General features: G+C 41.5%; 13 protein-coding genes and 1 tRNA gene. 8 read left to right on the forward strand and 6 right to left on the reverse strand.

The window, feature by feature from the left end:
* Both KFO40_RS12855 and ettA read right to left on the reverse strand, forming a co-directional pair.
* On the reverse strand, positions 1 to 1,796 hold a 1,796-nt coding region (locus KFO40_RS12855; RefSeq protein WP_211146434.1), incomplete at its 3' end, for a TonB-dependent receptor domain-containing protein.
* A gap of 216 nt (positions 1,797 to 2,012) precedes the next feature.
* Positions 2,013 to 3,704 carry an energy-dependent translational throttle protein EttA gene (ettA, locus tag KFO40_RS12860; protein ID WP_004311592.1) on the reverse strand — a complete coding sequence of 564 codons (1,692 nt, stop codon included), beginning with the start codon at positions 3,702 to 3,704 and terminating at the stop codon, positions 2,013 to 2,015.
* Positions 3,705 to 3,825: 121 nt separating this feature from the next.
* Here ettA and KFO40_RS12865 point away from each other — a divergent pair.
* Positions 3,826 to 3,898: transfer RNA gene (locus KFO40_RS12865), tRNA-Lys, on the forward strand.
* A 73-nt stretch (positions 3,899 to 3,971) separates the two neighbouring features.
* Here KFO40_RS12865 and KFO40_RS12870 read toward each other — a convergent pair.
* Positions 3,972 to 5,843 (reverse strand): PAS domain-containing sensor histidine kinase, encoded by a 1,872-nt coding sequence (locus KFO40_RS12870; protein ID WP_211146435.1) that lies wholly within the window; start codon positions 5,841 to 5,843, stop codon positions 3,972 to 3,974.
* Positions 5,844 to 6,036: 193 nt separating this feature from the next.
* Complete coding sequence (locus KFO40_RS12875; RefSeq protein ID WP_211146436.1) at positions 6,037 to 7,422, reverse strand: GDSL-type esterase/lipase family protein; 1,386 nt, start codon at positions 7,420 to 7,422, stop codon at positions 6,037 to 6,039.
* Between the two features lie 91 nt (positions 7,423 to 7,513).
* On the opposite strand from KFO40_RS12875, the gene KFO40_RS12880 reads away from it, so the two are divergent.
* The 3 genes from KFO40_RS12880 to mtgA all read left to right on the forward strand — a co-directional run bounded on the left by KFO40_RS12880 (position 7,514) and on the right by mtgA (position 10,466).
* Complete coding sequence (locus KFO40_RS12880; RefSeq protein ID WP_211146437.1) at positions 7,514 to 8,866, forward strand: MATE family efflux transporter; 1,353 nt, start codon at positions 7,514 to 7,516, stop codon at positions 8,864 to 8,866.
* A 162-nt stretch (positions 8,867 to 9,028) separates the two neighbouring features.
* On the forward strand, positions 9,029 to 9,745 hold the full coding sequence (locus KFO40_RS12885) for an OmpA family protein (RefSeq protein ID WP_008017353.1): 717 nt from the start codon (positions 9,029 to 9,031) through the stop codon (positions 9,743 to 9,745).
* On the forward strand, positions 9,723 to 10,466 hold the full coding sequence (gene mtgA, locus KFO40_RS12890; protein ID WP_004311587.1) for a monofunctional biosynthetic peptidoglycan transglycosylase: 744 nt from the start codon (positions 9,723 to 9,725) through the stop codon (positions 10,464 to 10,466). Before KFO40_RS12885 ends, mtgA begins: the two co-directional genes overlap by 23 nt.
* A gap of 246 nt (positions 10,467 to 10,712) precedes the next feature.
* Here mtgA and KFO40_RS12895 read toward each other — a convergent pair whose 3' ends face one another.
* Positions 10,713 to 11,216, reverse strand: coding sequence for an RNA polymerase sigma factor (locus tag KFO40_RS12895; RefSeq protein WP_008022098.1), 504 nt, complete (start codon positions 11,214 to 11,216; stop codon positions 10,713 to 10,715).
* Positions 11,217 to 11,456: 240 nt separating this feature from the next.
* On the opposite strand from KFO40_RS12895, the gene KFO40_RS12900 reads away from it, so the two are divergent.
* The 3 genes from KFO40_RS12900 to KFO40_RS12910 all read left to right on the forward strand — a co-directional run bounded on the left by KFO40_RS12900 (position 11,457) and on the right by KFO40_RS12910 (position 13,705).
* On the forward strand, positions 11,457 to 12,017 hold the full coding sequence (locus KFO40_RS12900; protein WP_004311585.1) for a LemA family protein: 561 nt from the start codon (positions 11,457 to 11,459) through the stop codon (positions 12,015 to 12,017).
* Between the two features lie 45 nt (positions 12,018 to 12,062).
* Complete coding sequence (locus KFO40_RS12905) at positions 12,063 to 13,025, forward strand: M48 family metallopeptidase (protein WP_211146438.1); 963 nt, start codon at positions 12,063 to 12,065, stop codon at positions 13,023 to 13,025.
* 182 nt (positions 13,026 to 13,207) lie between these two features.
* Complete coding sequence (locus KFO40_RS12910; RefSeq protein ID WP_120144553.1) at positions 13,208 to 13,705, forward strand: DUF4251 domain-containing protein; 498 nt, start codon at positions 13,208 to 13,210, stop codon at positions 13,703 to 13,705.
* Positions 13,706 to 13,912: 207 nt separating this feature from the next.
* Here the strand turns inward: KFO40_RS12910 and KFO40_RS12915 are convergent, their stop codons facing one another.
* A complete protein-coding gene (locus KFO40_RS12915; RefSeq protein ID WP_004311582.1) occupies positions 13,913 to 14,536 on the reverse strand; it encodes a trimeric intracellular cation channel family protein in 624 nt (207 codons plus the stop codon).
* Positions 14,537 to 14,628: 92 nt separating this feature from the next.
* Between KFO40_RS12915 and wecB the strand changes: the two genes are divergently transcribed.
* A complete protein-coding gene (gene wecB, locus KFO40_RS12920) occupies positions 14,629 to 15,714 on the forward strand; it encodes a non-hydrolyzing UDP-N-acetylglucosamine 2-epimerase (RefSeq protein WP_004311581.1) in 1,086 nt (361 codons plus the stop codon).
* Positions 15,715 to 15,810 lie beyond the last annotated feature (96 nt).

Consider the following 15,810-nt stretch of genomic DNA (forward strand, 5'->3'; position numbering starts at 1 on the left):
TCCGATCTATCATCAAAATATAACGGTAAATCAAAGCGTAATCCATATGTCAATTTTAAATTAGGTGTAATAGAATATTCATCTTGTGCATAAGCTCCCAACATACCAAATGTCAGTTCAGCTCCCGGAGCGTCTTTTCCATTATATCCATAAGTAATGCCATACAGCATCGGTTTTTCTCCCGTCATAAAATCGTCCATTGAAGCATAACGATAATATCCATAAGGAGCACGTAAATATGAATTCATGAAATACTGTCTTTCAAATGTTGCACCGGCAGTTATCAAATGGTTTCCTTTATTAATAGTTACATTGTCAGTAACACTAAATACATTATTCTCGACATCATTAAAAGGAGTAAACAATTCTGTACCCAATGTCATATACTGCTTACCGTCCTTGTAAATATCAACCATTGGAAACGCATCTCCCTTAGTTGTACGAGAATCTCGGATATGGGTATAAGTCACTAATAATTTGTTTTGTACTGAAGAAGAAAAATTGCTATTCAACTCACCGGAAAGAGACGTTACAATATTTCTAAAACCATAGTTGGAATTTCCAAATGCAAATGCATCAACCCCATAACGGTTTGAATTAGCTTTAGTGATTACCGAAGAGGTTGAACTAATACTAGCATCATTTTCTGATTTCACTGTGTTAAAACGTAATGACAGTTTATGACTTTTATTAATATTCCAATCCAAACGAGCCATAAGCTTCCAATTTTTACTCTCGAAATCATCAAATTTATCATAACTTCCCGGATCATATCCATATTTATCCTTTACAAAATCACTTATTGTCTTCAAATCCTTTATCCAAGTTCTAGAAATATGATTTTGATTATCCCCACTTCCACCTTCTTCTTGACTAGGAGTCCACAAAATACCAGGGCTAGTACTATTTTCTAATTCTCCATTTACAAAAAAGAATAGTTTATTTTTTATTATCGGAGCTCCTAATGTAAAGCCATACAAACTGGATTTATAACTTTCCACATTAGGAACGTCAACATCGTTAATAGATTTTCCTATAAAATTCTTTGGTTTCTGATATGTATAAACTGTTCCCTTTAATTCGTTTGTACCACTCTTGGTTACAGCATTAATAGAAGCTCCCGTAAAATTGGAATACGTAACACTATAAGGAGAAACATTAACGCTAATTTCATCAATTGCATCAAGTGAAATAGGCTGCGCATCTCCACCCGGCAAATTATTAGTACTCAAACCAAAATTATTGTTCAAAGCTGCACCATCCACAGTTATTGTATTATAACGTCCATCACGTCCGGCAAAAGAATTACTGCCACCCGCATAAGGAGAAAGTTTAGTAAAGTCAGTAATACTACGATTAATAGTAGGCAATGTCGTTAACTGACGCTCACTCACATTCGTTACAGTCCCCATCTTCTCTACTGTTTTCTGTGCTGTTACTATAACTTCATCCAATAATTCAGAACTTTCCTTTAAAACTACATTTAAAGTGTATACTTCTCCTAACGATAAATTTACACCTTTATAAATAGCAGTCTGATAACCAACATAAGAAACTTCAACTTTGTAAGGACCACCGGTACGCATACCTTGCAAATTAAATTGACCACTGATATTAGTCACTGTACCATAACGTGTACCTGACGGCTCGTGGATTGCAACCACAGTCGCTCCAATGATAGGTTCATCTTGTGCTGTAACCTTACCACTCATACTAGAAGTGGTAACCTGCGCACTAACGGTAGCAATGACCATGAGCATCGCCGCTACTAAAAAAGATCGCATTCTCTTTAACATAAATGTAGTTGATTAGTTAATATAAATTGTTTGCTTTTAAAAACTGTGCACAAATATAATTAATAATATTTAGAACTACATTACGATTATACTACAATTTTTTAAGAGAGATAAACGTTTTCCCTTGTTATAAAACGATAAAGGCTCTACAATATTTGCAGAGCCTTTTATTTTGAAACAGAAAGCATTATAAATGCTTCAATCTATTACTTTATACTAGTCAGTCATTAACTTTCTATAACGAACGCGTTTTGGTTCTTCATTTCCCAAACGTTTCATTTTGTTTTCTTCATATTCTGAATATGAACCTTCGAAGTAGAATACATTGGAGTCTCCTTCAAAAGCAAGGATATGTGTACAGATACGGTCGAGGAACCAACGGTCGTGCGAGATAACTACTGCACAGCCGGCGAAATCTTCCAAACCTTCTTCCAAAGCACGCAGAGTGTTTACGTCGATATCATTGGTAGGCTCATCGAGCAACAGTACATTACCTTCTTCTTTCAAAGCCATCGCCAAGTGTAAACGGTTTCTTTCACCACCGGACAATACACCGCAGAGTTTTTCCTGATCGCCTCCGGAGAAATTGAAACGGGAAAGGTATGCACGCGCATTCACGTCACGTCCACCCATGCGGATCAACTCATTACCACCGGAAATTACCTGATATACGCTCTTATTCGGATCAATATCTCTGTGTTGCTGGTCTACATACGCCACCTTTACAGTCTCTCCTACTTCAAATTCTCCTTTATCCACTGTTTCCAATCCCATAATCAGGCGGAACAATGTCGTCTTTCCCGCACCATTAGGACCAATCACACCGACAATACCATTAGGAGGAAGCATAAAGTTCAAATCGTCAAACAACAATTTATCACCGTATGCTTTAGCCACATGTTTGGCTTCAATGACCTTATTACCCAGACGGGGACCATTCGGAATAAAGATTTCAAGTTTCTCTTCTTTCTCCTTCACGTCCTCATTCAGCAATTTGTCATAAGAGTTAAGACGTGCCTTACCTTTCGCCTGACGGGCTTTCGGAGCCATGCGTACCCATTCCAACTCACGTTCCAGTGTTTTACGACGTTTGCTGGCGGTCTTTTCTTCCATTTCCATACGTTTGGTCTTCTGTTCCAGCCAGGAAGAGTAGTTACCTTTCCAGGGGATACCTTCACCACGATCCAGTTCAAGAATCCATCCGGCAACGTGATCGAGGAAGTAACGGTCGTGCGTCACAGCAATAACCGTACCTTCATATTGTTGTAGATGTTGTTCCAACCAATCGATAGACTCTGCATCCAAGTGGTTGGTAGGTTCGTCCAGCAAAAGCACATCCGGTTTCTGCAGCAACAAACGGCAAAGAGCTACCCGGCGACGTTCACCTCCGGAGAGATTTTCTACCGGCTGATCTTCAGGCGGACAACGGAGAGCATCCATCGCACGCTCCAACTTGCTATCCAGATTCCATGCATCAGTTGCATCAATGATATCTTGCAATTCACCCTGGCGAGCAAAAAGAGCATCCATCTTATCCTGATCCTCATAATACTCCGGTAAACCAAATTTCTGATTGATCTCTTCGTATTCTGTCAGTGCGTCAACAATGGGTTGCACACCTTCCATCACTACTTCTTTTACTGTCTTTGTGTTGTCTAAATAAGGTTCCTGTGCCAAATACCCCACGGAATATCCCGGAGAAAACACCACTTCTCCCTGAAAGGATTTCTCCAAACCGGCGATGATCTTCAATAACGTTGATTTACCAGAACCGTTCAAACCGATAATACCGATTTTCGCTCCATAGAAAAACGACAGGTAAATGTCTTTCAGCACATTCTTATTAGGAGTGAATGCTTTGCTCACTCCTACCATTGAGAAGATAATTTTTTTATCGTCAGCAGCCATAATGTATGATTATATATTGTTGATAATGGCACAAAGATAAGAAAAATGTTTGAATTCTTTTGGAGTTATAAAAAAATGTTCTACCTTTGCACCCGCATTCGAAAGAAAGCACTGAAGGATTGATTCGCTAGCTCAGCAGGTAGAGCACAACACTTTTAATGTTGGGGTCCTGGGTTCGAGCCCCAGGCGGATCACGAAACATAAAATTAATCCCTTGATAATCAGTCGTTATCAAGGGATTTTTATTTTAATATTCTTCACATATACTTATTCTACAAGCATAGAGCGACACGGTAATTCGATTATAAAAGTAGTACCTATCCCCAGTTGGGAATCGACTAATATCCGCCCGTTCATCTTCTCGACGATCAATTTGCAGATAGGTAAGCCCAAACCGGCCCCTTGAGCAAAGGAATCCAATTTCTCAAACCTTTCGAATATCTTTTCAAGCATATTCTGCGGGATGCCCCGACCGGTATCTTTAACACCGATTCTGACAGATTGGTGATCTACCTCATAGAAGATTTCCACGTGTCCGGTGGTAGTGTTCTTTAAGGCATTCGAAAGGAAATTACTCAAGATCTGTTTGATACGCAGTCTATCCAGTTCTACCAGAGAATCATGTGCCGGATAGTTAGTCAGAAGTTCAACGCCGGATGGTACTTGATGAGCATACTCCGCTACACTCTCGTCAAGAAGCTCGGTAAGATTAACCCAGTCCGGACGCAATTCCAGATAACCGGATTCTATTTTAGAAAGATCAATTACATCATTAATCAGATTTAATAATAGTTTGTTGTTATGTCCAATCAGAGAATTATATAGTTCCTTTTCCGCTGCATTTTCCGTACTAGTCAACAGGCTTGAAAAGCCGACAATAGCATTTAAAGGAGTACGGATTTCGTGACTCATATTAGCCAGGAAAGCAGACTTTAACCGATCGGACGCTTCAGCTTTATCACGTGCCTTGACAAGCATTTCTTCTGTCCTTTTCAGTTCTGTGATATCATAATTGATGCTGATAATTTCGATAATCCGGTCTTGCGGGGCATATTTCTTCACTAACAGATTGACATGCGTCCATGTGTATGTGCCATCCTCCCTAAAGACACGCATCTCTTTGCTAAGTTGGGTGGTAAGTCCATTTCGTGCGTCGTCCAGAAAACGAATCAACAAGGCACGGTCATCGGGGTGGAAATGCCGGTATGTGCCAAAGATGTCGGACAACGGAGTTTCATACGCTTCACCCACATTTCTGTACCAACTTTTTTGGGCATAGCCGTGTCCACTCAAAATATTGAAGTGGGCATAACCGACCTTGGCATAATCACCGACCAGTTCAAAGAACTCCTCAAACTCCTGAATCTTATTATAGGCTACCGTTGTTTCTGTCTTATCCGCATTAATCAATAGATAGTTTATTGGTTGGTGTTCGCTATCATATAATGTAGTCACTTTAGTCACTAAATCAATTGTGCCCTGTTTCTGGGTATTCTGATAATACGAACCAACCTTCGAGAAGTCATAACGGAAAGTAAAGTCGGCATCTTCATTTTTCTTCAGCCGTTCTTTCATTTCTTTCGGAAAAATAGGATTATCAAAAATATTGATACCCAATACATCTTCTTTCTTCTCTATATGAAACATTTCTAATTCCTTATCGTTCAGATCCACCAATACCCCATCCATATCGTATAATTCGATACCAATAGGCAAATACTTGAAAATGTTAGATAAGAGACGCTCACTGTATTGCAAAGCTTGGTAAGCAGATGCCATATCAGGACCATCTTGCACTTCGGATATACCATAGATGACTTCGTTTCCGTCTTCATCCGTTTCTTGAAAGCATACCTTGCTACGTACCCAAACAGATCCTTTCACCGTATCAAGCAAATACACCACCTCCGGCCATTGATACACACCAAAGGAATGAAAAGTTGCAGAATGTTGCTCCTCTTTCTGAATACGTTTATTGAAATCGTCAAAACTGATAACTCCGGTCTGATCCAGACCTAATAACTCTACTATAAAGTCAGAACATTCATAATTCGCAGTTGATAAATTGGCTTTCCACCATCCCATATTAGCGTTAGCCATCAACTGCGAGAAAAAGGTAAAATCTTGTAGTCTATTCATAACGCTATTTATCATTTTATTATTTTTCGGGCGCAAAAATACAGATTGGTAACAAATCTAACTTTCAGAAAGACACTTTTTTTAGCATATTATAAGAAGATTATTTGTGATTAAACTAAAAAATTTCCGGTTAAAACTTTCTCTAAAAGAGATTATTTCAACCGGAAATTTTACAATCGTCAAGTTCCTTATTTTACTTTTTCAAGGACTGATAAACAGCTTTTGCCATCACTTTAGCCCCTTCTTCATTCGGATGGATCTTATCCGGAAACAATTGGGGCATTCCGTCCATTGCTGCGTGAAGATCGATGACAGACAAGTTATTTTTCTTGGCAACCTTCTTTATCATCGGAATGATTTGTTTAGAGATGATATCATCGTTGATATTATCACCGGTCTGATAGGCTTTAGAAGGATAACAAAGATAAATCTTCGGTTGAGCTGGCAACGCTTTGAAAGCATCGACCATTGTTTGCAGATCTTTCGTGAAGTCGACCTTATATTTCCAGTTGAATGATTTACTGTCATTCGTACCCAACTTGATAACAACGATATTAGGATTGAAAGCCAGCGCATCCTGATAAGCTTTTTCATTCATATAAGGATGATCGCCCTTGTTCAGCAGAGTGCGGGCACTGACTCCGAAATTCTTTACCCAATAAGCCTCTCCCAACATACGGCTCAACACGGCCGGATAACTGTCACGATCACGATTCTTGATACGTGCTCCATACGTAATACTATTTCCAATGCAAGCTACACGGATAGCATCTTTATGAGGTACTTTGAAACTACGGAGCCAAGACGTCAGTTCGTCCAGCATTTCATTCTTATAGAGGAAACCCTCGCGAATTCCCCATCCATGTCCGCCGGAAGGGTAAATATGAAGCACTGAAGGAACATTGTTCTTGTTCAGCGCCAAATAATAATTAACTCCGTTAGCAGGCGGAACGACTTTATCATCATCACTATATACGATAAAAGCACGCGGTGTATCTTTCGTCACTTGCTTTTCATTAGAATATTCAAGTTCCAATTCAGCAGAAGCATCTTTTCCCAAAAGGTTGTCGTGAGAGCCCCTATGGGTATAAGATTTATCCATCGTAATCACAGGATAAAAAAGAATCTGAAAATTCGGACGAAGTTCGGGCTTAGCATGAGTGGCAATGGTAGAAGCCAGATGTCCACCGGCAGAAGAGCCCATGATACCAATGTCATTCGGGTTCAAATTCCAGACATCAGCACTGTCACGCACCAATTTCATTGCTGCTTCAGCATCCGAAATGGGTAATGTACGATCACCGTTCGGCATCCGGTATTTTAGCACAATCAATGCAATACCTTGTTTATTGAAATAGGGCGCCCAATCACAGCCTTCGTGTTCGAATGCCAAATGTGAATATCCACCTCCCGGACACGCAACCACAGCACGCCCCGTTGCCAGTTCCGGCGCAGGAAGGAATACGCGAAGTGAAGGTTGTTCAATATCAAAAGGTTTCGGAGCATTTTGCGCTACCACTCGTGAACCTGCTAAAAAGAGAAGCAGCAAGATAAAAATAGTAGAAAATTTCTGTTTCATAGTATCTATGTACTTTGATTAATGAATAATTAGATGCGCGAAGATAGTAATTTTGCATATCTTTGCACCCCATTTTGATTAGAAAAATTATATGCAAGGAATAAAGAATCTGACACAAGGCCCTATCAACCGTCAACTGTTTAATCTGGCAATGCCGATCATGGCAACGTCGTTTATCCAAATGGCATATAGCCTCACAGATATGGCGTGGGTAGGACGACTGGGAAGTGAAGCCGTAGCCGCCATCGGTTCTGTCGGAATCCTGACCTGGATGTCCGGTTCTATCTCCTTATTAAATAAGGCGGGATCTGAAGTGAGTGTCGGACAATCCATCGGTGCGCAAAGCCAGGAAGATGCCCGCAGTTTCGCGTCTCATAACATCACGATTGCTTTGATTATTTCCATCTGTTGGGGCACACTCCTTTTTATATTTGCAGAACCTATCATACGCATCTATGAACTCGAGGATCATATTACGGCCAATGCCATCCAATATCTGCGGATTATTTCTACCGGATTGCCTTTTATTTTCCTTTCCGCTGCTTTCACCGGAATTTATAATGCGGCAGGGCGCAGTAAAGTCCCGTTCTTTATCAGCGGCACAGGATTGATACTGAACATCATCCTGGACCCGCTCTTTATATTCGGTTTCGGGCTGGGAACCAACGGTGCGGCATACGCTACCTGGATTGCAGAAGCAAGTGTTTTCCTGATTTTCGTTTATCAGTTGCGTTGCCGGGATGCCCTGCTTGGCGGCTTCCCTTTCTTCACGCGGCTAAAGAAAAAATATACACGGAGAATCTTTAAACTGGGATTACCCGTAGCTACTTTGAATACGTTATTTGCTTTCGTCAATATGTTCCTTTGCCGCACCGCCTCGGAACAGGGAGGACACATCGGACTAATGACTTTCACCACCGGAGGGCAAATTGAAGCAATCACCTGGAATACCTCACAGGGATTCTCCACCGCACTAAGTGCCTTCATCGCCCAAAACTACGCCGCCGGACGAGTGGAACGGGTACTTAGAGCCTGGTATACGACTCTATGGATGACGGGAATCTTCGGAACATTCTGTACATTGCTATTCGTGTTCTTCGGGAATGAAGTTTTTGCCATATTCGTCCCCGAACAGGCGGCCTACGAAGCCGGAGGTGTATTCCTCCGTATCGACGGATATTCGCAGCTTTTTATGATGCTCGAAATCACCATGCAGGGAGTATTCTACGGCATCGGACGCACCATCCCTCCTGCCATTATCAGCATCAGTTGCAACTATATGCGTATTCCGCTTGCCATCCTGTTTGTACGGATGGGTATGGGAGTGGAAGGAATCTGGTGGGCAGTCTGCATCACCACGGTTGCCAAAGGGTTAATTCTTTTGAGTTGGTTCATTATTATTAAAAAGAAGTGTTTGAGTATTCCTTCAACGATAAAAGGATAATTATCATTTCCCTTTATTAACAAACAAAGGGGCTCTTCCGAGTTATTTTAACTTAAAAAGTACACGCTTGCCAAATAATATGTATCTTTGCATTGTTATTAATAATGCGAAGTGATTCGTATAAAAACATTTTTTATAAACCAATTAAAAAACATCAACATTATGAACAAGATGAAATTTATGGTTCTCTTCATGAGTATTGCCATGATATTTGGTAGCTGTGGAAGTATGAACAACACTGGTAAAGGTGCTGCTATCGGTGGTGGTTCGGGCGCTGCACTAGGTGCGATCCTGGGAGGTGTTATCGGTAAAGGTAAAGGTGCTGCTATCGGTGCTGCTATTGGTACGGCAGTAGGTGCAGGTACAGGTGCTCTTATCGGTAAAAAGATGGACAAAGCAGCAGCAGAAGCAAAACAAATTGAAGGCGCACAAGTAGAACAGATAACAGACAACAACGGATTGCAAGCCGTGAAAGTAACATTCGACTCGGGTATTCTTTTCACTACCGGTAATGCAAATCTAAGTGCTGCTGCTAAATCTGCTTTAAGCAAGTTTGCCAACAATGTGCTCAACCAGAACCGGGATATGGACGTGTCTATCTACGGATATACCGACAACCAGGGCTGGAAGAACAGTACTGCTGCACAAAGCCAGCAAAAGAACCTGAACTTATCACAAGAACGTGCGCAAAGCGTGTCCAGTTACTTGTTGAGTTGCGGTGTTTCCACCAATCAAATCAAGAGTGTACAAGGAATGGGTGAAAGCGATCCCGTTGCAAGCAATGACACTGCTGCCGGTCGCGAACAAAACCGTCGTGTAGAAGTATACATGTACGCAAGTGAACAAATGATTAGAGATGCACAAGCAGCTACTCATTAAAAAATTACTGCGCTATACGCGCAACCTGCTGATTTTCTTCTTTGCATCAACACTACTGGCCGTGATTATTTATCGTTTCATGCCGGTTTATGTAACTCCGTTGATGGTTATCCGAAGCGTTCAGCAAGTTTTTTCAGGAGATAAACCCACGTGGAAGCACACGTGGGTTTCTTTTGATAAGATATCTCCCAACCTGCCGATGGCGGTCATAGCCTCCGAAGACAACCGTTTTGCCGAACACAACGGGTTCGACCTCGTAGAAATCAAGAAAGCGATGAAAGAAAACGAAACACGCAAACGGAAACGGGGAGCAAGCACCATCAGTCAGCAGACAGCCAAGAATGTATTCTTATGGCCGCAATCGTCGTGGGTACGCAAAGGGCTCGAAGTCTACTTTACGTTTCTCATCGAACTCTTCTGGTCGAAAGAGCGAATCATGGAAGTCTATCTCAACTCTATAGAAATGGGAAATGGCATCTACGGCGCACAAGCAACCGCAAAAAATAAGTTCGGAACAACAGCCGACAAGCTGACCCGGGGACAATGTGCACTCATCGCCGCCACCCTCCCCAACCCAATACGATTTAACTCGGCGAAACCTTCGTCATACATACTAAAACGACAAAGTCAGATATTACGGCTAATGAATCTAGTTCCTAAATTCCCACCGGAAGAGAAGGCCGTTGAAAAGAAAAAAAGCAAAAAAAAGAAAAGCAAATAACAAGAAAGAATTTATAACCTAGTTTAATTTACGATTAGACGATTTACAATGTACGATTGAAATAACTATTGGAATCATAAGTACTTATCTTTGCATGAGTATTCCCTCATTCACAATTCAAACTTCAATCGTACATCGTAAATCATCTAATCGTAAATAAAATAGGTTATAAAAAAGGAAGGAGCAATGAGAATCTATCTTTTTGCTCCTTCTGCTAATAAGCTTGTTTGTATGCGTTATCCTCATTTATACAAAATCTTTCAATTCCTGTTGTAAACGTTGACGTGTGAAGAATATGCGGCTCTTCACTGTGCCTAATGGTAATCCTAGTTTCTCTGCGATTTCGCGGTATTTAAAACCAGATACGTGCATAGAGAAAGGAATCTTATACTCCCGGGGGAGTCCGTTGACGATGCGGTGCATTTCTTTCAGGTCGTAAGCACCTTCCGTACTTTCAAATCCTGAATCTTGTGGCAGATTTAAGTGATAATAATTATCGGTTGTGTCAACAAAAGTTTGATCGCGTACTACTTTACGGTAGTTATTTATAAAGATGTTACGCATAATAGTGTACATCCATCCTTTGAAATTTGTGTCCGGAACATATTTTTCTTCATTATCTAATGCTTTTAAAGATGTTTCCTGCAATAAGTCATTTGCTTCTTCACGGTTGGCCGTCAATTTATAAGCAAAACGAAGCAACTCTTCCTGTACTCCAATTAAATCTTTTCTGAAACTTAAACTTTTCATACTTTAATGGTTTTATGGTTAATATTTCGTTTTTCTCGATGTTTGCAAGTTTAAAGGTATTTTGCTTATCAAGCAGGGTAGGATCCGTTATTTTTTAGGGTGAAATTCTATCAATTGACAGATTTTGGGTGCTTTCTGACAGTTTTTAGGTGGTATTAGCGAAATTTACCCCCTACTACTTGGTTAAAAGAACCAAATAGATTACTTTTGATTTTATATTATTAAATAAAACAAAAAGCTATGACCATACTTATTATTGTAGGGATTATTGTATTGCTGGGCATCTTCTTTGCTTCCATGTACAACTCATTAGTGAAATTGAGAAACAATCGTGAAAATGCGTTCGCCGACATCGATGTACAGTTGAAACAACGCCATGATCTCATTCCCCAACTGGTAGACACCGTGAAAGGATATGCCGCACATGAAAAGGAAACGCTCGACCGGGTGATTCAGGCACGTAACGGTGCAGTGGGCGCAAAAACGATTGATGATAAGATAGCTGCCGAAAACCAGTTAAGCTCTGCTCTTGCAGGATTGAAAATCACTCTCGAGGCTTATCCCGATTTGAAAGCTAATCAAAATTTCCTGCAATTACAGGAAGAAATTGCTGATGTAGAGAATAAACTGGCTGCTGTCCGCCGTTACTTCAACTCGGCAACTAAAGAATATAATAACGCCGTACAGACATTCCCATCGAATATAGTAGCAGGAATGACCGGATTCCAAAGAGAAATCATGTTCGACCTGGGGAAGAATGAACGTGCGAATCTGGATCAGGCACCTAAAATAAGTTTCTAAACTCTTTATTCACACCGTCCACTCAATTACAAAAGTTGAACACGCATGCAATACGTCGGAATCCAAACACAGCAGAGCCGGAATAATCTGCGCTCTGCGTTTCTACTGTTCCTGTTTCCCTGTCTCGTGGCAGCACTCCTCTATTTATCCTGCTACCTGTTGGTTCTTTTTGGATACGGAAAGAGTATGGAAATAGAAATAATGCCAATGGTCAATCATTTCTTTCTCTCTTCGTTGCCATACACCATGGGGTTCGTAATCATCTGGTTTCTGATTGCCTACTGGGCCAACACAAGCATTATCAATTCTGCCACCGGTTCCAAACCGCTGGATCGTATAGAGAATAAGCGCGTTTACAACCTGGTAGAAAACCTATGTATGTCGCAAGGCATGAAGATGCCGAAAATCAATATCATCTATGACAGTTCTCTGAATGCATTTGCAAGCGGCATCAATGAACGTACATACACTGTTACCCTCTCGGAAGGTATCATCAAAAAACTGAATGATGAAGAACTGGAAGCAGTGATTGCGCATGAGCTAAGTCATATCCGCAACCGTGACGTGCGCTTGCTGATAATATCCATCGTCTTTGTCGGTATCTTTTCCATGCTGACAGAAATCACCCTATATACCATCACACACATACGTGTACGCAGCAACAGCAAAGGTAGTGGCGGCATTTTTCTTTTCATTCTACTCGCTTTAGTGATAGCCGCCATCGGTTATCTTTTCTCAAGCCTGATGCGTTTTGCCATTTCACGCAAACGCGAATACATGGCAGACGCGGGATCGGCAGAAATGACAAAGAATCCGTTGGCACTGGCCAGCGCTCTCCGCAAAATATCAGCAGATCCTGCTATCGAGGCAGTAGAGAGGAAAGACGTGGCGCAATTATTTATACAGAATCCTAAAAAGAAATCGAAAAGCATATTCAGCGGAATCAACGGATTGTTTGCCACTCATCCTCCCATTGAAAAACGAATTGAAATACTGGAACAGTTCTAAAAGCCTGTTCTAATTTTCTTCCCAAGCGTTTTTATTCAAAAGTTGATTATGCCCTTAATTGGTCTAAACTTATAAATAACAGGGATTTCTGTTTAATTTTCATTAAAGGAAACAGAACTATCCCTGTCTTTTTCTTATATTTGGTTGTTATACATATATACATCAACCTAAATACAACTGATATGAGAACGAAGAAACAAATCTTTATGCTGTTACTAGCTTTGCTAGTGGGCATCCCTACCCTTTCGGCTCAAAGTAAAAAGGAAAAGAAAGAACAGAAGAAAGAAGCCGTAAAGAAGCTGGTTGAATCTGAAAACTACAAGATAGATGTCAACACCGCCATGCCAATGCGCGGACGCTCCATCCCTTTGACATCTTCCTACTCACTGGAAATCAGAAACGATTCGGTCATTTCTTATCTGCCTTATTATGGACGGGCTTACAGCATCCCCTATGGCGGAGGCGACGGGCTAAATTTTAAAGCTGTGCTCAAAGAATACAGTATGGAAATGGATAAGAAAGGAAATGCCGTCATCGAGTTTATCGCACGCAATCCCGAAGACAGGTATGAATACAGAGTCAAAGTATTCCCCAATGGTTCGGCAAGCATTGATGTCAATATGCAAAACCGTCAGTCCATTAGTTTTCAGGGGGAGCTGTATATAAAGGAAGAGAAGTAAGAAACAAAAACAAGTAAGAGAAACGGGCTAAATAATTTTGTATTATTAGGCGTGGATTGCACGGATTACACGGTTGTTAGAATGATGATTACCATACAGCGACCGTGTAATCCGTGCCTAATTTTATAATATAAACTATTAAGATAATATACTTATTAGCTATCCGATAGAAACAAGATGAATACATTCACTCGGGCAGTATCTTTTTTATTCTTCCGGCTCTTCCCCACCTTTTAATATAGGCAGGCAAATGTGATATTTTACAGCTAAGATGCGAGTCAGAAATACGGCTGATCCGCCAATCAACTGACAAGCGTAGGACTCCATACCTGCGAGATCGCAAATCCAATATGCAATACCGCCTACGACGCAAGCCATTGCGTAAATCTCCTTTCGGAAGATAAGAGGTATTTCATTGATAAATACGTCACGAATCACCCCACCGGCTGCTCCCGTAATGCTACCCATGATAATCGCCACCCAAAAAGGATACCCCAGAGCAATGCTCTTGCCTACACCTACCACGGTAAACAGTGCCAGACCGATGGTATCAAAAATGAAGAAAGTATTATTGAGCCGGATGAGCCAGCGTCCGAAACAGATGACCCATAACAAAGCCAGTCCTGTACAAATCAGATAGATAGGGTCAGTCATCCATCCCGGTGTCACGTCGAGCAGTACATCACGGATGGTACCGCCGCCGATAGCCGTAGCAAGTCCTACCACATAAGCGCCGAACCAGTCGAAACGTTTCGCCGAAGCTAGTCGGATACCACTAATAGCAAAGGCAAATGTGCCTATAAAATCAAGAATTTGAACGAATGTGGGCATATATTTGTTATTTTGTATGCAAAGTAACGAATAAATTCCGTAAGAAAATGTACTTTTGCTTCACGAATTAAACCGAATTAGGTAGAAACAATATGAAAATAACAATTGTTGCGGGGGCACGCCCCAATTTTATGAAGATAGCTCCCATTACACGCGCTATTGAAGCCGCACGGGCGCTGGGTAAAAGTATCTCTTACCGACTGGTTTATACCGGGAGGAAAGACGATACGAGTCTGGATGCTTCTCTCTTTTCGGATCTCGACATGAAAGCTCCTGATGTATATCTGGGAGTGGAAAGCAGTAATCCAACGAGTTTGACAGCCGGAATCATGGTAGCCTTTGAACAAGAACTGACGGAGAATCCGGCACACGTAGTCCTTGTGGTAGACGACTTGACCGCAACCATGAGTTGTGCCATCGTTGCCAAGAAACAAGGTATCAAGGTAGCACATCTCGTAGCCGGAACCCGTTCTTTCGATATGAAAATGCCGAAAGAAGTCAACCGTATGATTACAGACGGACTATCCGACTATCTGTTCACAGCCGGCATGGTTGCCAACCGCAACCTGAACCAGACGGGAACGGAAAGCGAAAACGTATACTATGTAGGTAACATTCTGATTGATGCCATCCGCTATAACCGGAACCGCTTGCTCAAACCGATATGGTTCTCCGTCTTGGGACTGCAAGAAGGAAATTATCTCCTATTTACTCTCAACCGTCGTGTATTACTCGGCAATAAGGAGAATCTGCGTCAGTTGATGAAAACAATCATCGACAAGTCCGCCGGTATGCCTATCGTTGCACCGCTACATACCTACGTACGTAATGCCATTAAAGAGTTGGACATCGAAGCTCCGAATCTCCATATCATGCCGCCGCAAAACTACCTGTTCTTCGGTTATCTGATAAACAAGGCGAAAGGAATCATAACAGATTCGGGAAACGTAGCCGAAGAAGCGACCTTCCTGGGTATTCCTTGTATCACACTCAACACGTATGCCGAACATCCGGAAACGTGGCGCATGGGAACCAACGAACTTGTCGGAGAAGATCCTGCCCTGCTTGCCAAAACCATGGATACACTGATGCACGGTGAATGGAAACGTGGCGAACTTCCCGAACGTTGGGACGGACGTACCGCAGAGCGTATTGTACAGATACTTACGAGCAAATAACATTTACCCGGCATGTTCCATTCCGTTTCCCGGCATGGGACTGTTAGTTTCACGCCTTGAAACTAATAGTTTCACACCGAGAAACAAAGTGTTTCA

Source organism: Bacteroides sp. 1001302B_160321_D4 (assembly GCF_015667765.1).
Classification (GTDB): domain Bacteria; phylum Bacteroidota; class Bacteroidia; order Bacteroidales; family Bacteroidaceae; genus Bacteroides; species Bacteroides xylanisolvens.